Consider the following 22,208-nt stretch of genomic DNA (forward strand, 5'->3'; position numbering starts at 1 on the left):
TTTTCACCGGGCGCGCGGCCGATCCGGCCGCGCGCCCGCTGACTTGTGCGAGAGCCTGTCGGCGGAGCTGAAGATCGACGCCGAAAGGCGACCACGCGTGACCCGCTGTGCCGATTCACCGGCGGGTTCACCAACAGACATTTGGGGCGGAAGATGGCGAACGGTGACCTGCTCACCCCGGTCGAGCTGGACTTCCTGTGGGAGAGCGCGAACGCCGGTGAGCTGCCGTACCCGCTGCGGCTCCGCTCGCACGGGGCGACCATGGACGAGCGCGGCGCGCTGCGGACGCAGACGCTCCAGTCGCTGAACCAGCGTCGTCTCGCCGACGAACGCGGCCGTCCCGAACCGCATATCGAGGACTACTTCGGTGTCCTCGCGCGGCCGGACCTGAGCCTGGACTGCGTCCAGCTCAACAATCCCAACACCGAACCGCTGCTCGCGGTCGCGTCGCTGGTCGGCGGGCAAGGCCTGCTGACGGTGCAGGATCCGCGCGGATTCCACTTCCACCCCATCGCCCCGGACGGCCTCGCGAGCGCGATCGTCTCCCTCCTGCCGCCGGGTTCGCGCGGCACGGAGAAGTCGATCACCCTCCCGCTGGACGGCCTGGTCGGCGCTTCGGGCGCGGACTTCCTCCAGCGTCGTCAGCCGCAGGTCGACGGCTCGGCGACGTCCGACGAGGACCGCAAGGCCCTGTCGCGGCTCCAGGCGCAGCCGCGGCTTCGCGGCGGCCAGTTCGGCGCCAACGCGCGCAGCAAACACGGCACGCGCACCCGGTCTTCGGTGCTGAGCTGGTTCGACACCCAGTCCGGCCGGTACTTCACCCAGGCCACGCGCGGTTCCGACGGACGGGACTGGATCACCATCGCGCCCGCGGACCCGGCGACGCTGCGGCACCGACTCACGGAAATGCTGGGGAAGATCGCGGCGGACGCTTCGCCCGCACGCTGATCTCTCGGTCCCTTCGCGTGCAATGAAAGGTCCTTTCCTTGCAAATTTTGCAAGGAAAGGACCTTTCATTGCACGCCCCGGCGCCCGAAACACGGACGTTTCCCGGATCCGGCCGCCGACTGTCGTACCCCTTCGCTATCGTGAACCCCCTGGGTGTCCCGAGGCCCAGGAGCCAAGGTGCCGGGAGGGCACGGAGCATGCACCAAGAACACTTCACACCGATGGCGTTCGACTTCCTCTGGGAGTCCGCCGAGCTCGGCGACCTGCCTTATCCGCTGCGCGTCCGTTCGCACGGCGCGACGGAGGCCGAGCGCCGGGCGCTGCGCCAGCGCACCGACGTCGAACTCCAGGCCCGCGGGATCCGCGACGGCCGGGGAAGGCTGGAGCGGAGGATCGAGGACTGGCTGTACCTCCTCGCCCGCGGTTCGCTGACCATCGACGCGCTGCACATCCCCGAGTTCCAGGCCCCGACGGTCGCCCTGCTCGGCGCCACCGACGGCCGTGACGGGGTGATCGCGATCCAGGACCAGTCCGGGATCTGGCTGCGGGAGGCCCCCGCAGACGGTCTCCCGACAGCGGTCGTCGAGCTGCTGCCGCCGGGTCAGCGCGGCTCCGAGGCGTCCGTCACGCTGCCGATCGACGACGCCCGCCGCACCGAGCCGATCCGTGCCGCCGTCAACCCGACGAAGAAGGCCGAGGAGCCCGAAGCGGCGAAGGTCCGTCGCAAGGAGAAGTCCCGCGTCTCGCTCAGTGAACGCATCTCCGCGGATCCGCGTGAGGCGTTCGGCAAGCTCACCGGCCAGCCGAGGCTGCGCGGCGGTCAGCTGGCAGCGAACAGCCGGTCCCACGTGGGCGCCAAGCAGCGGTCACGGGTCCTCGGCTGGTTCGACACCGCCAGCGGGCGCTACCTCAGCACGTCACAGGCGGGTCCGGACGGCCGCGAATGGGTCACCGTGTCACCCGCCGACATCAAGACACTCCGCACGCGACTGGGCGAAATAGCCGCCGGTGTGGCGGTTGACACACGTTAGGGTGGCTGCCCCGGTCACGCTCCGGGAACCCTCGCGCGACGTCCGCCGTTTACGTCCGAGAGGCTCACCACCCTCGTCCGTCCAGGCGGGCGGTATCCTGAGGGGCGGGTGTCGGAGCACCATGGGTCGTCAAGATCGTGATGGCGGGAAACAGCAGGAGCCGCCCAACCAGGAAGGGTCGAGGCCACCAGGGCCGAGTCGTATGAACCGGAAGAGCGTGCTCAAGAACCCAGTGCTCTGGATTCTCGCGGCGGTACTGGCGTTTCTCGCATACAACACGATCTTCGACAGTGATCGTGGCTATACCCAGGTGCCGATCTCGATCGCGAACCAGCAGATCACCACGAACAACGTCAAGGAAGCCTCGCAAGAGGACAAGGAGCAGCAGATCAAGCTGCTGCTGAACAAGAAGATCGAGGTCGAAGGCCAGCAGGTCGACCAGATCATCGCGCAGTACCCGGCGAACGTCGCGGGCACCATCTACGGCCAGCTCATCGGCCTGAAGAGCGGTGACAACCCGGTCAAGTTCACCACCAAGGTCACCCAGCAGAACGTCCTCACCCAGATCCTGATCTTCGCCATCCCGTTGGCGCTGGTGCTCGGCCTGCTGATGTGGATGATGAACAACGCCCAAGGCGGCGGGAACCGCGTCCTCAACTTCGGCAAGTCGAAGGCCAAGCAGCTCAACAAGGACATGCCCAAGACGACCTTCGGGGACGTCGCGGGCGCCGACGAGGCCGTCGAAGAGCTGTACGAGATCAAGGACTTCCTGCAGAACCCGGCGCGCTACCAGGCGCTCGGCGCGAAGATCCCCAAGGGCGTGCTGCTCTACGGGCCGCCCGGTACCGGTAAGACGCTGCTCGCGCGAGCCGTCGCCGGTGAGGCCGGCGTGCCGTTCTACACGATCTCCGGTTCGGACTTCGTCGAGATGTTCGTCGGTGTCGGCGCGTCCCGCGTCCGCGACCTGTTCGAGCAGGCCAAGCAGAACGCGCCCTGCATCATCTTCGTCGACGAGATCGACGCGGTCGGCCGCCAGCGCGGCGCCGGCCTCGGCGGTGGCCACGACGAACGTGAGCAGACGCTGAACCAGCTCCTCGTCGAGATGGACGGCTTCGACGCACGCGGCGGCATCATCCTGATCGCCGCGACCAACCGTCCCGACATCCTCGACCCGGCGCTCCTGCGTCCCGGCCGCTTCGACCGCCAGATCCCGGTGTCCGCGCCGGACATGCGCGGCCGCAAGGCGATCCTCGAGGTGCACGCCAAGGGCAAGCCGATCGCGCAGGGCACCGACCTGAGCGGTCTCGCGAAGCGGACCGTCGGCATGTCCGGCGCCGACCTCGCGAACGTGCTCAACGAGGCCGCGCTGCTCACCGCCCGCGAGAACGGGCACGTGATCACCGACGCCGCGCTGGAGGAGTCGGTCGACCGCGTCGTCGGCGGCCCCGCCCGCAAGAGCCGGATCATCTCCGAGAAGGAGAAGAAGATCACGGCCTACCACGAGGGCGGGCACGCGCTCGCCGCGTGGGCGATGCCGGACATCGAACCGGTCTACAAGCTGACGATCCTGCCGCGCGGGCGCACCGGCGGTCACGCCCTGCTCGTCCCGGAGGACGACAAGGAGCTGATGACCCGTTCGGAAATGCTCGGGCGCCTGGTCTTCGCGATGGGCGGCCGGACGGCGGAGGAGCTCGTCTTCCACGAGCCCACCACCGGTGCCTCCTCCGACATCGAGCAGGCGACCAAGATCGCCCGCGCGATGGTCACCGAATACGGCATGAGCGCCCGGCTCGGCGCGGTCAAGTACGGCCAGGAGCAGGGCGACCCGTTCCTCGGCCGCTCGGCAGGCCGCCAGGCGGACTACTCGCTGGAAGTCGCGCACGAGATCGACGAGGAGGTGCGCAAGCTCATCGAGACCGCGCACACCGAGGCGTGGCACGTGCTGAGCACCTACCGTGACGTGCTGGACGAGCTGGTCATCGAGCTCCTCGAAAAGGAGACGCTGACCCGCAAGGACCTCGAGCGGATCTTCGCGACCGTCGAGAAGCGCCCGCACATCACCATCTTCAACGAGTTCGGCGACCGCAAGCCGTCCGACAAGCCGCCGATCAAGACCCCCGGCGAGCTGGCGATGGAGCGCGGCGAGCCGTGGCCGCCGCCGGAGGAGAAGAAGGAGCAGCCGGTGCTGCAGCCGGCGCCGACCCCGGTCGGCACCGCGCAGGGCGGCGGCGACCTTCCCGGTGGCCCGCCGTACACGCAGCCCGCTCCGCCGCCGGACCCGAACGCGAACCCGTACGCCCCGCCGCCGCCGGGCGCCTACCCCAACGGTGGTCGCCCCAACGGTGGGCCGAACGGCACCGGTCACTGGCCCCAGGCATATGGTGGGCAGCAGCCGGGTGGTCCGGCAGGCGGTTACCAGGGTGGGCCCGTTGGCGGCCCGCCGAACTACGGGGCTCCTCCCGGATGGACCCCGGCCACGCAGCCGGGCGGCCAGCCGAACCAGCCCTGGCGTCCCGCCGAAGACCGCCCGCGCGACGGCTGGTTCGCTGACCAGCCCGGCGGTCAGCAGGACGAAGGACAGCAACGGCGTGACGACGGACAGGACGACACCAAGCGATAACGGCGCAAGCCCGGTCTTCGACCAGGACCGGGCCGAGAAAGCCGTACGCGAACTCCTGCTCGCCTGTGGTGAGGACCCGGACCGGGACGGTCTCCTTGAGACCCCGGCCCGGGTCGCTCGCGCTTACCGGGAAATGTTCGCCGGGCTCTACACCGAGCCGGACCACGTCCTGGACCGCACGTTCGACGAGGCACACGAAGAACTCGTGCTCGTGACGGACATCCCGATGTTCAGCACCTGTGTGCCCAGTAGGCAGACTGTGAATGCTGTCGATGGCACTAAGCAAGCCGCGAAGGTCGAAGTCGGCGACAAGCTGTGGACCCTCTCCGGCGGCAAGGTCGAAGAGACCACAGTGACCGAGATCAGCTCGCACCAGACTCGCGAGCTTGTCGAGGTCACGACTGCGAGTGGAAGCTTCAAGGTCACTCCTGACCATCCCCTGGCGACGCCCAAGGGATGGATGGAGGCCAAGGATGTCGAGGGTTCCTTCATCGAGTGGACCCACGCGCGCAAGCTTTGCCGGGATCGCTGGAAGCCGAAGTTCGGATACGACTTCGGCTATGTCATCGGCGCGACCTGCTCGGACGGGACGGTCGCCGAGCGCTACGTGTCTCTTGTGGTGAACGACCGCGACTTCGCGAAGAAGTACGCCGAGTCGCTTTACCGGGCCTTCGGGATCGAGGCGAAACTCGAGCCGGTTTCGCGGCCGTCGGGTTACCTCGGACGTGAAGCGCCGGGCTTTCGAGTACGAGTCGTCTCATCGTTCCTCGCGGATCTCATGCGGCAGTACGTCGGCGGCGACGCCCATCACCAGCGGCAGCGCTTCCCGATGGTCGTGCTCAACGACTTGAGCACCTTCAACGGATTTCTCGACGGGTACGTGGACGGAGACGGCTGTGACGATCCCGGTAGATCAGGGCGCCGGATCACGAGCGCGAACGTTCACTTCCTGGAGGACTTGGCCACTGTCATCGGCGCTCGCTTCTCGCCGAGCCTTAAGGCCACTTCGCAGCTGTGGGTCGCTGACAGCTGGTTCCGGCGACACGGCTTCCCACAGGATGACTACACGACCGATCTCATCGAGTCGGAGTACGTCGAGGTCGAGTCCGTCCGGCCGATGAAGGCCGCGGGGACCAAGCCTTACACGGTGTACAGCTTCAAATGCGAGCCCCACCCGACCTTCCTGATCGCCGGGCACCTGACGCATAACTGTGAACACCACCTCGTGCCCATCCACGGTGTCGCCCACGTCGGCTACATCCCGAACAGCCACGGCAAGGTCACCGGCCTGTCCAAACTGGCCCGCCTCGTCGACCTCTACGCCAAGCGCCCGCAGGTCCAGGAACGCCTCACCTCCCAGGTCGCCGACGCGCTCATGCGCAAACTCGAACCCCGCGGCGCGATCGTTGTGGTCGAGGCCGAACATCTCTGCATGGCCATGCGCGGCATCCGCAAACCCGGCGCCAGGACGACGACGTCCGCCGTGCGCGGGCTGCTGCAGACTTCGGCGTCCTCGCGGTCGGAGGCGCTGGATCTGATCAAGGGCCGTCGATGACCGCCCTGCCCCGGCCCGGCCGGTGCGCGGTGATGGGGATTCTGAACGTCACCCCGGATTCCTTTTCGGACGGTGGCCGTTACCTCGGCGTCGAGCAGGCGCTGGAGCACGCGCACGAGATGTGGGCGCGCGGGGCGGATCTGATCGACGTCGGCGGGGAGTCGACGCGGCCGGGAGCGTCCCGAGTGGACGCCGAGACCGAGATTTCCCGGATCATGCCGGTGATCCGCGCACTCGCCGCCGATGGTGTCGCGATGTCCGTGGACACCACGCGGGCCGAGGTCGCCCTCGCCGCGGTCGAGGCGGGCGCGTCCGTCATCAACGACGTCTCCGGCGGGCTGGCCGATCCGAACATGGCGAAGGTCGCCGCCGAGACCGGTGTCCCGTATGTCCTGATGCACTGGCGTGGGCACAGCAAGGACATGAACGCGCTGGCGTCCTATGAGGACGTCGTCGCGGACGTGCGCGCCGAACTGCTGTCCCGAGTGGACGAAGCGGTCGCCGCGGGCGTCGACCAGAGTGCGATCGTGCTCGACCCCGGGCTCGGGTTCGCAAAGAACGCCGAACACGACTGGGCGCTGCTGAACAGGCTGGATTCCTTTCTGTCACTGGGTTTCCCGGTTCTCGTCGGCGCCTCGCGCAAACGGTTCCTCGGGCGCCTTTTGTCCGGAAAGGACGGAAAGCCCGCTCCGCCGGACGGCCGCGAGAACGCGACCGCGGCCGTGTCCGCGCTCGCCGCGGCGGCCGGTGCCTGGGGAGTGCGGGTGCACGAGGTCGGCGCGAGCATCGACGCCGTGACCGTCGCGGCGGCTTGGCGGAAGGGGAGTCCTGTTGTCTGACCGGATCACGTTGACCGGATTGAGGGTCTTCGGCAGGCACGGGGTCTTCGACCACGAGAAGCGGGACGGGCAGGAGTTCGTCGTCGACATCGTGGTGTGGCTGGACCTCGGCCCGGCCGCCGCCTCCGACGATCTGACCAAGACGCTGCACTACGGCGAACTCGCGGAACTCGCCGCCGGGATCGTGGCGGGCGAGCCGTACGACCTCATCGAGAGTGTCGCCGGGAAGATCGCCGACGAGGTGCTGCGCGACGAGCGGCTGAGCGCCGTCGAGGTGACGGTGCACAAACCGTCCGCGCCGATCCCGCTGAACTTCGACGACGTCGCCGTCACGGTACGACGCGAAAACGCGCCGGAGTCTTCCCGGCGGTTGTCATGACCGGCGCGCACTCACAGAGACGACGCGAACGATGAGCCGCGCGCTGCTTTCGCTCGGTTCCAACCTGGGGGACCGGCTCGCGTTCCTTCAGTCCGCCGTCGACGCCGTGCGGCCGGCGGTCGTCGCCGTTTCGAGTGTTTACGAGACCAAGGCGTGGGGCGTCGAGGACCAGCCGGACTTCCTCAACGCCGTCGTCCTGGTCGACGACCCGGCGCGTGACCATTGGGACTGGCTGCGCACCGGGCAGGCCGCCGAGCAGGCGGCGGAACGCGTGCGCGAACTCCGCTGGGGTCCGCGCACGCTGGATGTCGACATAGTGACCGTGGACGGGGTGCGCTCCGACGACCCCCAGTTGCTGCTTCCGCATCCCGGCACGCCGGAGCGCGCGAGCGTGCTGATCCCCTGGCTGGAGATCGAGCCCGGCGCGGTGCTCCCCGGCCACGGTCCCGTCGCCGACCTCCTCGCCGCCCGCCCCGCTTCGGACCGCGACTCCGTCCGACTGACGTCGCTCACCCTCGCCTGACCCGCCCGTCCCCCTCCGCAATTCGTCACCTACTTGCGATAGTTCGCGATGCCGACCATCGCAAGCAGGTGACGAAACGCGCCTCGGGCGGAGGGGTGTGTGGATATAGGGACGTTGAGTGTCCCTATATCCACACACCCCTCACGTTCGGTCACCTCTCGGTCGTGACCGGGCCGGTGGTGCGGGGACCGTGTGGATTTTGTGGCGTTGGATGACCAGAAACCCACACGGTCGCCGCCCGCCTCCGCAATTCGTCATCTGGTTGCGGAAGTTGGCAACACGAACCACCGCAACCAGATGACGAATTGCGGGCTATCCCAACGCGGAGCGCAGGGCGGCGATGATCCACTCGGCCTCCCGCATCTGCGAGGGGAACGACGGCCAGCCGTTCATCTTCCCCAGCAGGTGCCAGTACCGCTCGGCGCGCGGGTCGGAGCTGATCGCCATCCCGTCGGTCAGCCGCTTCCGCCAGGCGGGGTCGGCCGGGTCACGGCCGTTCCGCGAAGACTGCGTGAAGATCGTCTCCGCCAGTTCGCGGCCCTCGGCCGAATCAGGCGCGAGGCCGGCTTCGAGCGCTTCGGTCGCCTTCGCGCTCCACGCGATCCAGAGCTGCTGCTGCTTCTCGCCGAAGTCCGCTCCGTCCTCCTTCCGGAGCTTCGAGTGCCACTCGCTCATCCGGCGGATCGACGCGCGGAACTCCTCGTCCTGGACGAGTTCGGCGAACTCGATCCAGGCCTCCAGCTGCTCGGGCGTCGGGTCGTCGGGCAGTTCCGGTTTCGCCGAGCGCATCCGCTCGTAGAACTGCGGGTCCAGTTCGAGTCCTTCGACCATGTCCGCCCAGAACTCGTCGAGCAAACGTTTGCGGTCTTCGTCCGCCATCGACGCGAGTTTGTTCATCAGTTCGACCTCCTCCAGTGGTGAGTCCCGTTTGGCCACCGCTCGCAGGACCGCGCGGCGCAGTTCCAGCCGCCGGATCTGCTCGTCCAGGGCGGCGACGTGCTGGACCGCGAGGTCCCCGATGGTCGCTTCCCTGGTCAGCGCCCGCTCTACGTCCGCGAGGCCCAGCCCGAGTTCCCGCAGCGTCCGGACCAGCTCCAGGCGCGCCATCGCGGTGGCGTCGTAGAGGCGGTAGCCGGCGTCGGTGCGGTCGGTCGGTGGCAGGAGTCCTTCGTCGGAGTAGAAGCGGATGGTCTTCACCGGCAGGCCGGTCCGTTTGGCCAGCTCCCCGATGGTGAAAACCGCTGCGGTGCCCATATGCTTCATCGTCGACTCTCCAGTTGGTGGAGAGTCAAGCCTGCCAGGTAGCGTTGTTCCATGCACTTCACCCGGCCACGCGAGCTGGCGGTGGCCGGCCTACTGGGTCTGGTCCTGGCCTATCTGGTCTTCCAGGTCGCCTACGGATCGATCCCCGCGCTTCCGCTCTTCGCCGGAATCACGTTGCTCGTCCTCGCGCTCTGCGAGGTCGTGCTCGCCTTCATCATCCGTTCGCGGATCAAGGAGGGCCGCGTGCTCGCCGCGATCTCCGTCGCCCGATCGGTGGCCCTCGCGAAGGCCTCGTCGCTCGCCGGATCCGCCATGACGGGGGTCTGGCTGGCGGCTTTCGCGTATCTTTTTCCGCGACGTGACGAACTCCTCGCGGCGGGCGGTGACCTCCGTTCGGCGACGGTCGGGATCGTCAGCTCGGTGGCCCTGGTAGCTGCGGCTTTGTGGCTCGAACACTGCTGCCGGACCCCCGAGGGCGGTGATCGGGACCGCGATCCCGAGCCGACCGGTTAACGCTCGAGAGCCACCGCTCGAAGTACCGACTAGGTCTCGTTCGGATTACTAGAAGGTACGGTGTTGGGCATGACCGGGGTGGGTGACGACTCGCGCGGCCGCCTTGCGGGTAGGCCGTGGCTTGTCGTCGGCTTGGTTCTCGCCGTCGGCGCGACTCTCGCATTGGTGCTTTCCGACGACCTCCGCTACTTGCGGCTGGGCATCGTCGCGGCGCTGTGGGCCGCCTTGATCGGTGCGTTCCTGGCGGTCCGCTACCGCAAGCACGTGTCACAGAGCGAGGACGCCGTCGCCGAGGCGCAGGCCGTCTACGAGCTTGAGCTGGAACGCGAGATCGCCGCCCGCCGCGAGTTCGAGCTGGAGATCGAAGCGGAGAGCAGGCAGGTCGCCGAGAACCGCTCCCATGACGAGCTCGAAGCGCTCAGAGCCGAGGTGACCGCCCTGCGTGAAAGCCTCCAGTCGCTCTTCGGCGGCGGCGAGGTTCTCCTCGAACGCGTCGCGCTCACCGCGCAGGCCACCCGGATGCGGTCCCTCGACAACAAGCAGCTGATGAGCGCCGGATCCGAGAACGGCAACGGCAAACCCCAGCTGATGCCCGCCAAGAGCACCACCATCGACGTCGACGAGCGTGAGCGCGACCGCCCGACCGAGATGATCGACCGCGTCCTCGAACCCGCCTCCGCGCGGGCGGGCACGCCGCCCGCCGCCCGTCGCAAGCCGTCGAACGGCCAGGTCAACGGCGCAGGCGGCTACGGCCAGAGCAATCAGGTCCAGCGGCCGAAGCCGGTCGACGAATCCACTCGCCGCAGCATGCGCAAGGCGGACGCCCGCGCTTCGAAGGCGGCCGAGGCGCTCGCCGCCGAAGCCGCCCGCCGCGAGCGGCTCGAGATGTCCAACCCCGGCATGTCGCCCGCCGAGGTTTCGCAGCCCCAGCGTCCAGAACCCCAGCGCAAGACCCCGCCGCCGGTGACACCCGCGGAGGTGTCGCGTCCGTCCATGCCAGGCGTCTCCCGCGCCGAGGTCTCGCAGCCGTCGATGCCCGCCATCGCCCGGCAGCCCCAGCGTCCGGAACCGCAGCGCCCGGAGCCCCAGCGCAACGAACCGCCTCGCCGTCCGCAGCAGCCTTCGTTGCAGCAGCGGCTCGACGCCGGCACCGTGCAGCGGCCGCCCGCGCCGCGTCCGGACGAGCAGACCCGCAAGGAGACGCCGCCGGTGAAGCCCGCCGCGCAGGCGAAGCCGGTCAAGCGGGTCGAGCCGGACCGTCCGCGGCCGAACCGCGAGCTCGGCCTGACCCGTCCCGGGATGAAGCCGGTCGAACGGTCCCACCCGGCCGGTGGCACGCCGCCGCCCGCGAACAAACCCGCCGCGCAGGAGCCGATGGAGGCCACCGGCGAGTGGAAGCCGTCGTGGACGCAGGAGCGCCCGGTGTCCGACCTGAGCGCGGCGTTCCCCAGGAAGGACGACTTCCAGGACCGGCTGCGCCCCACGCCGCCGAAACCGCAGCAGCCCCAGCCGTCGGCGTCCCAGCCGCGCCCCGAACCGCGTCGTGATCCGGAGCCGCCGACCCCGCTGTCGATTCCCATGTCGATCCCGGTCGTGTCCGAGCCGCCTCGCCGGGCGGAGCCCGTGCGGCAGCCGGAGCCCGAACCGGTGCGCCGTCCGGCCGCCGAGGCGCCGTCGAGGCACGGCGGTGGCGCCGAGGAGCCGCCCGCGGTCAACCCGACGCTGCCCGAAGAGGTCCGCATGACGCAGAACGGTGGCGGACGCCGTCGCCGGGCGGCGGAGGACTCCTCGGTCTCGCTCACCCCGGCCCCGAACGTTCCGGAGCCCACCGGTGGTGGCCGTCGCCGTCGCCCGGAGGGCGAGCCCCCGGCTTGGCAGAGCTCCGAGTCCTCCGGCGGCCGTCACGGCGGCAGGCGGGCGAAGCCGGACGAGGAGGCGCCGTCCCGCAACGGGTCGTCGCACAGCCGTCCGGAGACGCCCGCCGCCGGTTCCCACGCCTCCGGCCGATCGGTGATGGACCTGCTCGCGGCGAACGGCGCGAACGAGTCCACCCCGCGGCGCAGGCGGCGCGCCGAGGACTGACCGCATACCGACGGTAGGGTGACCCGCTGTGAGCGAGCCTTCCTCCCCGGCGCCCGGTCTCGACCGGCCACGCCGGTCTCGGTCGATCACCGTGCTGCTGCCGGTGCTCGGGCTGATCGCCGTCGCCCTGTGCGGGCTGTTCGTGTTCGGCACGGTGACCGAGAAGGTCGGGTTGCCCGCGGTGACGATCGGTGTGCTCGCGGCGCTGGTCCCGGTCGGCGTGGTGGTCACGGCCTTCCTGTGGGTCGACCGCTGGGAACCGGAACCGCCGAAGCTCCTGCTGCTGTCCTTCGTCTGGGGCGCTTGCGTCGCGACGATCATCGCGCTGCTGCTCAACAGCGGCGCTGAGGCCGTCGGTGACCTGCTGCTCGGCACCGGCGTCGGAAGCAAGATCAGCGGACTGGTCTCCGCGCCGTTGGTCGAGGAAGCCGCGAAGGCCGCCTTCATCCTGCTGCTGTGGTGGCGCCGCCCGATCGAGTTCGACGGCGTCGTGGACGGCATCGTCTACGCCGGCTTCACCGCGGCTGGGTTCGCGTTCACCGAGAACATCTATTACTTCGGCCGCGCCTTCGCCGAGCACGGCTTCGGTGACGGCACGAGCGCCGGCGTGCTCGCGGCGTTCTTCCTCCGAGGCGTGCTTTCGCCATTCACCCATCCGCTGTTCGCCGTCATGACCGGGATCGGGCTCGGCATCGCCGCGAGCAGCAAGGTGCGCTCGCTGCGGATCCTGGCGCCGATCGGCGGTTACGTCGTCGCGGTGCTGCTGCACGCGCTGTGGAACGGCGCCGCGCTGCTCGGCGGCGCCAAGACCTTCCTGAACGTCTACTTCCTGATCATGGTGCCGCTGTTCATCGGGGTCTTCTCGGTGGTGGTCATGCAGCGGCGCCGCGAGCAGCGGATCGTCGCGGCCGCCTTGCCGCTGATGGTCGACGCGCGCTGGATCGCGCCGTCCGAGGTGCCGTTGCTGGCCAGCCTGTCCGGACGGCGGTCGTGGCGGAAACAGGCGCGGAAGCAGTCGGGGCGGGAGGCGGCGAAGGCCGTCGGCCGCTACCAGGCCAGCGTGACCGAGCTCGCGTTCCTGCGGCGTGGCCGGAAGCTCACCGACGAGGCCAAACAGCGGCAGCGTGAGCTGCTCCGGATGCTCAAGACGTCGCGCGCCGAGGCCGTGCGGCTGGCCGACGGCGCGCCACGCGGGTGACCACTGTCAGGTGAAGCTGGTCACGAGGGTCGGTTCAGACACGGCCGGAGGGTTACCCTCGCGCCGTCGTCTGGTACCCGCGCCCACCGAGCGGGACTGGAACGAGTTGAGGAGTTTTCGCCCATGAGCGTCCACTGGCGCACGCCATGATGAGGCCCGCTCGACTGGCCGTCGGCGTCGTTTCCGCGGGCCGGGTCGGTAGTGTCGTCGGTGCCGCGCTCTCCAGGGCCGGCCACACCGTCGTCGCCGCTTCGGGCCTTTCCAACGCTTCGGTTCGCCGGGCGGAGCAACTGCTCCCCGACGTACCCCTCCTGCCTCCCGACGAGGTCGCCCGCCGCGCCGACCTCGTCCTGCTGGCCCTGCCGGACGACGCGCTCGCGGGGATGGTGCGCGGTCTCGTCGCCACCGGCTCCCTGCGGCCCGGCCAGATCGTCGTGCACACCTCCGGGGCACACAGCATCGACGTCCTCGCGCCCGCCGCCGAGGCCGGGGCGCTGCCGCTGGCCCTGCACCCCGTGATGACCTTCACCGGCCGTGCCGAAGACCTCGACAGGCTGGCCGCGTGCAGCATCGGCGTCACAGCCACAGAGGGTGACGAAGCGGCATGGAACGTCGGTGAGGCGCTGACCGTGGAGATGGGCGCGGAGCCCGTCCGGGTCCCTGACGAAGCGCGAGCGCTCTATCACGCGGCGTTGGCACACGGCGCGAACCACCTGATGACCCTGGTCGCCGATTGCGCGGAATTGTTGCGGGAGGCGGGAATCGCCCAGCCCGAACGCCTGGTGGCTCCGTTGTTGTCGGCGGCGTTGGATAATGTTCTCCGACACGGGGACCGGGCGCTGACCGGGCCGGTGGCCCGTGGTGACCTCGGCACCGTGCGTAAGCATCTCGCGGTGCTGGCCGAACGTGGCCCCGACGTCGCCCCGAGCTATCGCGCGCTGGCCAGGCGCACGCTGGCGCGCGGCGACGCAGCCGGGTTACTGGATGCCTCGGCCGCCGCCGAGCTCACCGAACTCCTGAGTGATCCCGCAGATCCCGCCGAAGGGCAGCAAAACCAGTGACCACACCGAAATTCGCCCGAGGCACGCTGCACACCTTCCAGCCGCCCGAGCAGGTCAGCAAGGTGACGCGTGCCCTGCACGGCGTCGGCCGCAAGGTCGCGCTGGTGCCCACGATGGGCGCCCTGCACGCGGGGCACCGCGAGCTGATCCGCCGGGCGAAGCGGCTGCCGAACACGGTCGTCGCGACGTCGATCTTCGTGAATCCCCTGCAGTTCGGGGAGGGCGAGGACTTCGAGGCGTACCCGCGTCCGCTGGACAAGGACCTCGAAGTGCTGAAGGAGGACGGCGTCGAGCTGGGCTTCCTGCCCAAGGCGTCGGATCTGTATCCCGACGGGGCCACCGTCACGGTGCATCCCGGCGCGCTCGGCGACGAGCTGGAAGGCGCGGTGCGGCCGGGGCATTTCGCCGGCGTGCTGACCGTGGTGGCGAAACTGTTCAACATCGTGCGGCCGGACTACGCCTTCTTCGGGGAGAAGGACTACCAGCAGCTGGTGCTGATCAAGAAGATGGTGCGTGACCTGAACTTCGACACCCGTGTCATCGGGGTGCCGACGGTCCGGGAACGCGACGGGCTGGCGTTGTCCTCGCGCAACGTCTACCTGACTCCGGAACAGCGCGAGGACGCGATCGTGTTGTCGGCGGCACTCACCGCGGGTGCCTTCGTCGGACGCGACGGCGCGGAAGCCGTGCTGGCGACCGCCAGGCAGACCCTCTCCGCGCGCCCCGCGGTCGAGGTCGACTATCTGGAGTTGAGGGGAACCGACCTCGGGCCCGCGCCCGCGGACGGTGAAGCGCGGTTGCTGATCGCGGCCAGGGTGGGGAGTACCCGGCTGATCGACAACGTCCCGGTGATGCTCGGCGCGGCCGTCGACCATCCGGAACACGCGCTGGACGCAGGGGAATAAGGAGAGTCCACGATGTACCGCACGATGCTGAAATCGAAGATCCACAGGGCGACGGTCACCCAGGCCGATCTCCACTACGTCGGTTCGGTGACCGTCGACGAGGACCTGATGGACGCGGCGGATCTGCTGCCGGGTGAACAGGTGTCCATTGTGGACGTGACCAATGGCGCGCGGCTCGAGACCTACGTGATCGCTGGCGAACGCGGCAGCGGGGTGCTCGGCATCAACGGCGCCGCGGCGCATCTGGTGCACCCCGGGGATCTGGTGATCCTGATTTCGTACGCGCAGATGGAGAACGCCGAGGCGGCCTCGTTCCGGCCGCGGGTCGTCTTCGTCGACGCGGACAACCGGATCGTCGAGAAGGGCGCCAACCCCGGTCACGCGCCGGAGGGTTCCGGTCTGTTGAGCGGAACCGTGACGCTGGCCGACGACGACACGATGACCTTCCCGGTCGCCGAAACCGCCGACGCCCGCCGTCTCGACGCGCTGCTGCACGCCGAAAGCTGAGCCCTTGCTGCTCACGGTCGACGTCGGCAACACCAACATCGTGCTCGGCCTGTACTCGGGACAGGAGCTGATCGGCGACTGGCGGATGCGCACCGACGCGCGGATGACCGCCGACGAACTGGCGTTGACCATGCGCGGCCTCCTCGGCTCGCACGCGGACGCGATCACCGGGATCAGCGCGCTGTCCACGGTTCCCGCCGTGCTGCGGGAGCTGCGCGTCATGCTTTCGCGCTACTACGGGCGGTTGCCGAAGATCGTCATCGAGCCGGGGGTGCGCACCGGCGTGCCGCTCCTGGTCGACAATCCCAAGGAGGTGGGCGCGGACAGGCTGGTGAACACCCTGGCCGCGCACCATCTGCACCCGTCCACCGCTTGCGTGGTGGTGGATTTCGGGACTTCGACCAATGTGGACGCCATCTCCGCCAAGGGCGAGTTCCTCGGCGGCGCGTTCGCGCCCGGCATCGAGATCTCGGTCGACGCGCTGGCCGCGCGGGCCGCGGCGCTGCGCAAGGTGGAACTGGTGCCACCGCGGTCGGTGATCGGGAAGAACACTGTGGAATGCCTGCAATCCGGCATCCTCTACGGTTTCGCCGGCCAGGTCGACGGCCTGGTGAAGCGGATCAAGCGCGAGCTCTCGCCCGGCGGGACCGATCCGGTCGCGGTGATCGCGACCGGCGGCCTCGCGCCCTTGGTGCTCGAGGAGTCCGAAACGATCACCGAGCACGCGCCGGATCTCACCCTGCTCGGCCTCCGGCTGGTCTACGAGCGCAACCACGCCTCCGCCCGCCCGTGACGAAACCCGTAACTCACGTGATCAGACACGTAACTCACGCGAGATACGCCTCCAATCACGCGAGTTACGCCTTCAATCACGCGAGTCACGCCTTCGGTCACCGGCGTGAGGCGACGATCAGCACCCGCCGCGTCATCAGGTCCTGGTTTCGCAGCGCGAGCTCGATGCTCGCCCGCAGTTTCGCCGGATCCGCGCCGGATTCCGCCGCCAGTTCCGCCACGCGCTCCAGCGAGAGTTCCCCGGTCCGCCGCTGCCGCGCCCGCCAGTCCGCCGTCTCCTCGTAGGAATGGACGTCGAATCCGGCCGCTTCCAGCAGCGGCCGGTGGTCGGGCACCTGCGGTGGCCGGTTCTCCGGCTGCCCGTCGAAGTCCCAGGTCGTGACGAGCAGGCGCCCGCCTGGCACGAGGATCCGCGCGAACTCCTCGCAGGCGCGCTGCTTGTCGGGCGCGAACAGCAGCGCGTCGACGCTCATCACCGCGTCGAACGACGCGTCCTCCAGCCCCGTGTCCGAGAAACTGCCGACCTGGAAGTCGGTCGCCTCGACGTCCATCGCCTCCGCGCGACGCCGCGCCGAAGCCAGCGCCGTCTCCGCGATGTCGACGCCGGTGAGCGTCGCGTAGGTGCGCGCGGCGACCCACAGGCCCGGTCCGCCGCGCCCGCAGCCGATGTCGGCCAGCCGCCCGCCGGGTTCCAGTCGCGCCCCGGTCACGATGTCGCGCAGGTCGGTCCGGGTCACGAAGCTGTAGGTGTCCAGTTCGGCGGGATACTCGTCGCCGTAGACCTCGGCCCAGATCCCCGCCGAGACCGCGGACGCGGGCGCGCCGAACGTCGTGGTGAACGTGGCCTTCCAGTCGGTCATCGTTTACGCGTCCGGAAGACGATGGTGGTGAGCGGCAGGTCGAATTCCCCCGAGGCGGTTTCCGGGTTCCGGTCGAGGAATTCCCGCGCCGTACGAAGTTTGGCTTCGCGTTCCTCCGCCGGAACCACCACGATGTGCGAATGGGTGGCGAGAGTCTCCACCAGGCTTTCCGCCGTCCTTGGCTGTTCGTGGCCGAAGGTCTCCTTCTCGAACGGTTCGAAGGCTTCGTGGTCCGGCAGCGATTCGTAGTCGCTCAGCCAGCGCCTGCTCGCCGAGGTCTTGATCAGCGCGTTCAACTCGGCCAGCCAGCCGACGGACTCGTCGTCGTGGTTCCACAGCGCGGCAACGACTCCGCCCGGTTTCAGCACCCTGGCCATCTCCGGGTAGGCCCGGTCGAGGTCGAACCAGTGGAAGGCCTGGCCCACGACCACGGCGTCCACGGATTCATCCGGCAAGGGGATGCTTTCGGCCGTCCCGATGAGCGGGGTCGCCGCCGGGAATGCCTTGGTGAGCTCTTCGAGCATCTTCGCGTCCGGTTCGACCGCGGTGACCGCGAGGCCGAGGGCGAGCAGCCCTCCGGTGAGCTTGCCGGTCCCCGCGCCCAGGTCGAGGACCTGCTTGGGGCCGCTGCTCGCGCCCGCCAGCCCCCAGGCCAGTGCCTTTTCCGGATAGTCGGGCCGATGGGCGGCATAGGCGGCGGCCTTCGCGCCGAACGAGGCGGCGCGCCGTGCGTGCAGTTCGGCTTCGATGCCGGGAGTGGATGAGTTCACGCGAACCAGGTTAATGGACAGAAAACCGGCCGGTCCGGACTCGGAAAAGGTAATCCGGTTGGCGTAGGGAAGCGGCGGGTTCGTACGCTGTGCGCCATGACTGAAATCCCCGCATCCGAGGGCGTGAGCCCCGACGAAGACCTGCCGGAACAGATGCGGGTGCGCCGGGACAAGCGCGACCGGATAATCGCGGAGGGTATCGATCCGTATCCGGTCGAGGTGCCCCGGACGCACTCGCTGGCCGAAGTGCGCGAGAAGCATTCCGGTCTTCCGGCCGACACCGCCACCGGCGAGATCGTCGGCGTCACCGGCCGGGTCATGTTCATGCGCAATACCGGCAAACTGTGTTTCGCGAGTCTCCGTGAAGGCGACGGCACCGAGTTGCAGGCGATGATCAGCCTCGCGAAGGTGGGCGCGGACGCGCTCGCGGCGTGGAAGTCCGATGTCGATCTCGGCGATCACGTATTCGTCGAGGGCGAGGTCATCACCTCCAAGCGCGGTGAGCTTTCCGTGATGGCCGACTCATGGCGGATCACGTCGAAAGCATTGCGCCCGCTGCCGGTGATGTACAAAGAGCTGGCCGAGGAAACGCGGATCCGGCAGCGTTATGTCGATCTGATCGTGCGTCCCAAGGCGCGGGACGTGGTCCGTACCCGGGCCGGTGTGCTGCGTTCCCTGCGTGACTCGTTTCACGGCCGCGGATTCCTCGAGGTCGAGACCCCGATGCTGCAAACGCTGCACGGCGGCGCGGCGGCGCGGCCATTCGTCACACATTCGAATGCCTTCGACCTCGACCTCTACTTGAGGATCGCACCGGAGCTGTACCTCAAGCGTTGCGTGGTCGGCGGTATCGAGAAGGTCTTCGAGATCAACCGGAACTTCCGGAACGAGGGCAGCGACTCGTCCCACTCGCCGGAGTTCGCGATGCTCGAGTACTACGAAGCGTATGCGACCTATGACTCCAATGCGGTGATGACGCGCCAGCTCATCCAGGAGGCGGCGCAGAACGTTCTCGGTACTCAGGTGGTCACTCTCGCCGACGGTTCGGAGTACGACCTCTCCGGCGAGTGGACCACGCTCGGAATGTACGAGTCGCTGTCCGGGGCGTTGTCGGAAGAGGTCACTCCCGAGACATCGGCGGACAAGCTGCGTTCCTATGCCGAAGCGCGAGAGCTGGAGCTCGACCCGAAGTTAGGCCACGGCAAACTCGTCGAAGAACTTTGGGAACATCTCGTCGGAGATCATCTCCACGAACCCACTTTTGTCCGTGATTTTCCGGTCGAGACATCCCCGCTGACCAGGCAACATCGCAGCAAGCCGGGGGTGGCCGAGAAGTGGGATCTGTACGTGCGCGGATTCGAACTGGCCACCGGATACTCCGAGCTCGTCGATCCCGTGGTGGAGCGTCAGCGTCTGGTGGAACAGGCTCGGCTGGGTGCGCAGGGTGATAGTGAGGCCATGAACCTGGATGAGGATTTCCTCCGTGCGCTGGAGTACGGAATGCCGCCGAGCGGTGGTGTCGGAATGGGGATCGACCGGTTGCTGATGGCGCTGACCGGCCTTGGTATCCGGGAGACCATCCTCTTCCCGCTCGTCCGACCCGAATAACCCGTCCGCGTGACAGATACCTCGATCGTTCTCGTAAACAAGATTTGCGTTATGTCTCGGTAGCGGGTATTAATGTCGCTAGACAAAGTCTTCTGTCCGGGGCATGCCCCGTACCAGATCATTCGTGTAAGCCCCCAGCAGGAGGAAACAGATGGCACAGAAGGTGCTCGTCTCTCTCGTCGACGACCTCGACGGCACTGAGGCGGAAGAGACCGTCGAGTTCGGTTTGGACGGTGTGAGCTACCAGATCGACCTTTCCGCGGAAAACGCGGAAGAGCTTCGTGACGCGCTGGCCCAGTATGTGGAGCACGCCCGTCGCGCGGGTGGCCGTAAGCGCACCGCCATTCGTCCGGTCGCCGGCGTGAAGGCCGCCGCCCGCCCCGCGACCGTGGACCGCGAGCAGAACCAGGCCATTCGCGCCTGGGCTCGCAAGAACGGCTTCCAGGTTTCCGACCGTGGACGTATCCCGTCCGAGGTCGTGGAGGCCTACCACAAGAAGAACTGAGGTCTTTCAGACTCGAACGCCGCCGGGAAACTGTTCCCGGCGGCTTTCTTGTTCTTGTACATGGTTCAAGCGGGCGTACTCGGTGGGCGCCCATCCGGTCACGGAGCGGAAATCCCGGATGAAGTGGGCTTGGTCGCTATAGCCCAGCGTGAACGCCAGTTCCGCGTAGTCCGGCCGATCCTCGGCGGCGATCCGTGCCGCCGCCTCGTTCAATCGGTACACCTGAATCGCCCATTTGGGGGCGGCGCCGACATGTTCGGCGAACAGGCGTTGCAGGCTTCGCTGAGACAGGCCCGTTCGGCTTGACAGCTCGCCGACTCTGGTAATGGCCGGATCGGCCGCGATTGTTTCGACCGCTTCGATGGCCGACCTGGCCGCGGCGGTGAGCACGGGATCTCCTCCGAGGAGCAGTTCCTCGCACCGGCGGACCATTTCGAAGTCGTTCGTCGCATTCCGTACCGATTCCGTCACTCCTCCGGCGCCGGGGAAGAGATCGGTGAGCGGAACGGAACCGCCGGAGATCATCGTGACCGGGCCGGTGAGGAATGCCCGGAAAGCCCCCGGCCGGAATCGCACACCGATACCGTGGTCGGTGCCCGCGATGGTGCGGCGGAAAGGTCGTTTCCCGGGACCGAACGCACCTTCCGCGTGGCGGAAGAACGTGACGTTCACCGCGAGATTGGGCAGTACCACCTGTTCGTGGGGTGGACGGCCGCTCAGATCCCAGCGCAGCACCCAGTGGTGGTCGACGAACGGGCGCAGCTCCGGCGCGGGCTGATACCGCACGAGGCTGAACTTCGCCTGCCGCGCGTTGACGATCCCCGCCGGGATCCGGTGCCCGTTCACCCCCTCAACCTAACCCTGTCGCGTTTCTTCAAGACGGTGCGCGGGTTCCTGTGAACTCATGCCCCCATGCCCGAACACATTGCCCTGATCACCCCCGCCGCCGCGGAATTCGCCGGAATCCTGCGCGGGATCGGCGAGTCCGACCTCGCCGCCCGCACCCCGTGCGCCGAATACGACGTCCGCGCCCTGCTGAACCACCTTCTCTACTGGGGCCCCTGGCTCGAAGCCGCCGGGCGCAAGGCGCCGTCGCCCGAGGTGTCCTCCGGTGAGGCGGAAGCGGGGCTCGTCGGCGACGGATGGCTCGGTGACATCGAGAAGCAGACCGCGCGGCTCGTGGACGTCTTCGGGACGCCCGAGGCGTGGCAGGGGCAGACCACCTTCGGCGGCAACCCGATGCCCGCGTCGATGGCCGGGTACATGGTGCTGGACGAGTTCGTCTTCCACGCCTGGGACCTCGCCAAGGCGACCGGCGCGGAGTTCACCGTTCTCCCCGAAGTCGCCGACGCCGTGTACGCCATCGCGCTGGAGATCGGCGATCAGGCGCGGGCGATGAAGGTGTACGGCGACGAAGTGGCCGTCGCCGAAGGCGCGACGACGTTCGAACGCGCGTTGGGCGCGACGGGCCGGAATCCCGCCTGGACCCCTTAACGGATTCGCGGACAGCCGCCGCATTCCGATTCCGCGGGCAGCAGATAGGAGAAACAGCAGCTTTCGCGGTTTCTCGTCCACTCGCGGCGGCCGTCGGCTCCCGGAGCCGACGTCAGCTTCGACGCCGACGTCAGCGGCGGGAACCGTGATTCGAGGACCAGTGCGGCGTCCGCGACCCCGGCGCCCTCGGCCTCCGGGGTCCCGCCCAGCCGTCCCGCCGACCACAGCGCGTTGTCGAGCGCGTCCGTGGCGGCCGCCCACAGCTGCCGCCGCCCGAGCCTCGTCATCGGCCCGTAGACGTCGATGAACAGGCTCGCGTGGGCGACGAACCTGCCCCGCAGCACGGTGCCCAGTGTCCGTTCGTCCGGGGCGACGACTGCCCTGGGATGTGCCGATCCCGGGTCCGTCGGCAGGCAGTGGAAGCCGCCGCCGAGGACGGCGACCGAGTCCGGATGCGGCCGGTCGCCGCCGATCCGGAACGCCAGCGCGGACGGCGCCAGCGAGGGGACGCGGCGTTCGTGGTGCAGCAGCATCGCGCCGGCGAAGGCCGGGACGTGCAGATACCAGGACAGGATCCAGCTCGCCGGGGTCCGCTCCGGGATCACAGGCGCGTCCGGATACGTCTCGGCCAGCCAGCCGGTGAGCCGCTCCCGCCAGCGCACGAGCCGGGCCGGCTCGTCGAGTAGATCGTCGCAGCGGACCCAGTCCGGCTCCCCGTCCGGCACGTCTCCGCGGAGCCGGGCGTCCTCGGGCAT

21 protein-coding genes and 2 pseudogenes are annotated in these 22,208 nt (G+C 68.6%); 18 read left to right on the forward strand and 5 right to left on the reverse strand.

Going from position 1 to position 22,208, the window contains the following annotated elements; genetic code table 11:
• Window positions 1–153 precede the first annotated feature (153 nt).
• From ACLJO0_RS04485 to folK, 8 genes and pseudogenes are all read left to right on the forward strand, one after another.
• Window positions 154–948, forward strand: coding sequence for an ESX secretion-associated protein EspG (locus ACLJO0_RS04485; RefSeq protein WP_125786173.1), 795 nt, complete (start codon window positions 154–156; stop codon window positions 946–948).
• Window positions 949–1,145: 197 nt separating this feature from the next.
• The gene (locus ACLJO0_RS04490; protein ID WP_410576666.1) at window positions 1,146–1,979 is read left to right on the forward strand and encodes an ESX secretion-associated protein EspG; all 834 of its coding nucleotides are present in this window, start codon (window positions 1,146–1,148) and stop codon (window positions 1,977–1,979) included.
• 202 nt (window positions 1,980–2,181) lie between these two features.
• Window positions 2,182–4,599: an ATP-dependent zinc metalloprotease FtsH gene (gene ftsH / locus ACLJO0_RS04495; RefSeq protein WP_410576667.1), complete on the forward strand. Its 2,418-nt coding sequence runs from the start codon at window positions 2,182–2,184 to the stop codon at window positions 4,597–4,599.
• A pseudogene (locus ACLJO0_RS04500) lies at window positions 4,568–4,840 on the forward strand (GTP cyclohydrolase I); the annotation flags it as partial. The gene ftsH and the pseudogene ACLJO0_RS04500, both read left to right, overlap by 32 nt.
• A 969-nt stretch (window positions 4,841–5,809) precedes the next feature.
• Window positions 5,810–6,154: pseudogene (folE, locus tag ACLJO0_RS04505) on the forward strand (GTP cyclohydrolase I); the annotation flags it as partial.
• Entirely contained in the window at window positions 6,151–6,993 is an 843-nt protein-coding gene (gene folP / locus ACLJO0_RS04510; protein WP_410576668.1) for a dihydropteroate synthase, read from the forward strand. The pseudogene folE and the gene folP, both read left to right, overlap by 4 nt.
• Entirely contained in the window at window positions 6,986–7,372 is a 387-nt protein-coding gene (folB, locus tag ACLJO0_RS04515) for a dihydroneopterin aldolase (protein ID WP_410576669.1), read from the forward strand. Before folP ends, folB begins: the two co-directional genes overlap by 8 nt.
• A gap of 31 nt (window positions 7,373–7,403) precedes the next feature.
• Window positions 7,404–7,895 (forward strand): 2-amino-4-hydroxy-6-hydroxymethyldihydropteridine diphosphokinase, encoded by a 492-nt coding sequence (gene folK / locus ACLJO0_RS04520; RefSeq protein WP_125791200.1) that lies wholly within the window; start codon window positions 7,404–7,406, stop codon window positions 7,893–7,895.
• Window positions 7,896–8,207: 312 nt separating this feature from the next.
• Here folK and ACLJO0_RS04525 read toward each other — a convergent pair whose 3' ends face one another.
• Complete coding sequence (locus ACLJO0_RS04525) at window positions 8,208–9,149, reverse strand: MerR family transcriptional regulator (RefSeq protein ID WP_410576670.1); 942 nt, start codon at window positions 9,147–9,149, stop codon at window positions 8,208–8,210.
• A 60-nt stretch (window positions 9,150–9,209) separates the two neighbouring features.
• Here ACLJO0_RS04525 and ACLJO0_RS04530 point away from each other — a divergent pair, with 60 nt between their 5' ends.
• The 7 genes from ACLJO0_RS04530 (at window position 9,210) to ACLJO0_RS04560 (ending at window position 16,217) form a co-directional block, all read left to right on the forward strand.
• Complete coding sequence (locus ACLJO0_RS04530; RefSeq protein WP_410576671.1) at window positions 9,210–9,671, forward strand: DUF3180 domain-containing protein; 462 nt, start codon at window positions 9,210–9,212, stop codon at window positions 9,669–9,671.
• Window positions 9,672–9,740: 69 nt separating this feature from the next.
• Window positions 9,741–11,753: a DUF6779 domain-containing protein gene (locus ACLJO0_RS04535; RefSeq protein WP_410576672.1), complete on the forward strand. Its 2,013-nt coding sequence runs from the start codon at window positions 9,741–9,743 to the stop codon at window positions 11,751–11,753.
• Window positions 11,754–11,781: 28 nt separating this feature from the next.
• Window positions 11,782–12,951 (forward strand): PrsW family intramembrane metalloprotease, encoded by a 1,170-nt coding sequence (locus ACLJO0_RS04540; RefSeq protein ID WP_410576673.1) that lies wholly within the window; start codon window positions 11,782–11,784, stop codon window positions 12,949–12,951.
• A gap of 134 nt (window positions 12,952–13,085) precedes the next feature.
• Window positions 13,086–14,012 (forward strand): Rossmann-like and DUF2520 domain-containing protein, encoded by a 927-nt coding sequence (locus ACLJO0_RS04545; RefSeq protein ID WP_410576968.1) that lies wholly within the window; start codon window positions 13,086–13,088, stop codon window positions 14,010–14,012.
• Entirely contained in the window at window positions 14,009–14,917 is a 909-nt protein-coding gene (panC, locus tag ACLJO0_RS04550) for a pantoate--beta-alanine ligase (protein ID WP_410576674.1), read from the forward strand. The genes ACLJO0_RS04545 and panC overlap by 4 nt, the downstream gene beginning before the upstream one ends.
• Before the next feature lie 12 nt (window positions 14,918–14,929).
• Window positions 14,930–15,424 carry an aspartate 1-decarboxylase gene (panD, locus tag ACLJO0_RS04555; protein WP_125683507.1) on the forward strand — a complete coding sequence of 165 codons (495 nt, stop codon included), beginning with the start codon at window positions 14,930–14,932 and terminating at the stop codon, window positions 15,422–15,424.
• A 4-nt stretch (window positions 15,425–15,428) separates the two neighbouring features.
• Window positions 15,429–16,217, forward strand: coding sequence for a type III pantothenate kinase (locus ACLJO0_RS04560; protein WP_125786161.1), 789 nt, complete (start codon window positions 15,429–15,431; stop codon window positions 16,215–16,217).
• 97 nt (window positions 16,218–16,314) lie between these two features.
• Here the strand turns inward: ACLJO0_RS04560 and ACLJO0_RS04565 are convergent, their stop codons facing one another.
• Both ACLJO0_RS04565 and ACLJO0_RS04570 read right to left on the reverse strand, forming a co-directional pair.
• Entirely contained in the window at window positions 16,315–17,076 is a 762-nt protein-coding gene (locus ACLJO0_RS04565) for a class I SAM-dependent methyltransferase (protein WP_410576675.1), read from the reverse strand.
• Window positions 17,073–17,846, reverse strand: a complete 774-nt coding sequence (locus tag ACLJO0_RS04570) for a methyltransferase domain-containing protein (RefSeq protein ID WP_410576676.1) — start codon at window positions 17,844–17,846, stop codon at window positions 17,073–17,075. The genes ACLJO0_RS04565 and ACLJO0_RS04570 overlap by 4 nt, the downstream gene beginning before the upstream one ends.
• Before the next feature lie 96 nt (window positions 17,847–17,942).
• Between ACLJO0_RS04570 and lysS the strand changes: the two genes are divergently transcribed.
• Window positions 17,943–19,454, forward strand: coding sequence for a lysine--tRNA ligase (gene lysS / locus ACLJO0_RS04575; protein WP_125791210.1), 1,512 nt, complete (start codon window positions 17,943–17,945; stop codon window positions 19,452–19,454).
• A 151-nt stretch (window positions 19,455–19,605) separates the two neighbouring features.
• Complete coding sequence (locus tag ACLJO0_RS04580) at window positions 19,606–19,959, forward strand: histone-like nucleoid-structuring protein Lsr2 (protein ID WP_005165380.1); 354 nt, start codon at window positions 19,606–19,608, stop codon at window positions 19,957–19,959.
• 6 nt (window positions 19,960–19,965) lie between these two features.
• Here the strand turns inward: ACLJO0_RS04580 and ACLJO0_RS04585 are convergent, their stop codons facing one another.
• Window positions 19,966–20,805, reverse strand: a complete 840-nt coding sequence (locus ACLJO0_RS04585; protein WP_410576677.1) for a DUF6597 domain-containing transcriptional factor — start codon at window positions 20,803–20,805, stop codon at window positions 19,966–19,968.
• Between the two features lie 66 nt (window positions 20,806–20,871).
• Here ACLJO0_RS04585 and ACLJO0_RS04590 point away from each other — a divergent pair, with 66 nt between their 5' ends.
• Window positions 20,872–21,453, forward strand: coding sequence for a TIGR03086 family metal-binding protein (locus tag ACLJO0_RS04590; RefSeq protein WP_410576678.1), 582 nt, complete (start codon window positions 20,872–20,874; stop codon window positions 21,451–21,453).
• Here the strand turns inward: ACLJO0_RS04590 and ACLJO0_RS04595 are convergent.
• Window positions 21,450–22,208 (reverse strand): (2Fe-2S)-binding protein, encoded by a 759-nt coding sequence (locus ACLJO0_RS04595; protein ID WP_410576969.1) that lies wholly within the window; start codon window positions 22,206–22,208, stop codon window positions 21,450–21,452. The two genes, ACLJO0_RS04590 and ACLJO0_RS04595, sit on opposite strands and share 4 nt — an antisense overlap.

The organism is Amycolatopsis sp. lyj-108, from assembly GCF_046549005.1.
Classification (GTDB): domain Bacteria; phylum Actinomycetota; class Actinomycetes; order Mycobacteriales; family Pseudonocardiaceae; genus Amycolatopsis.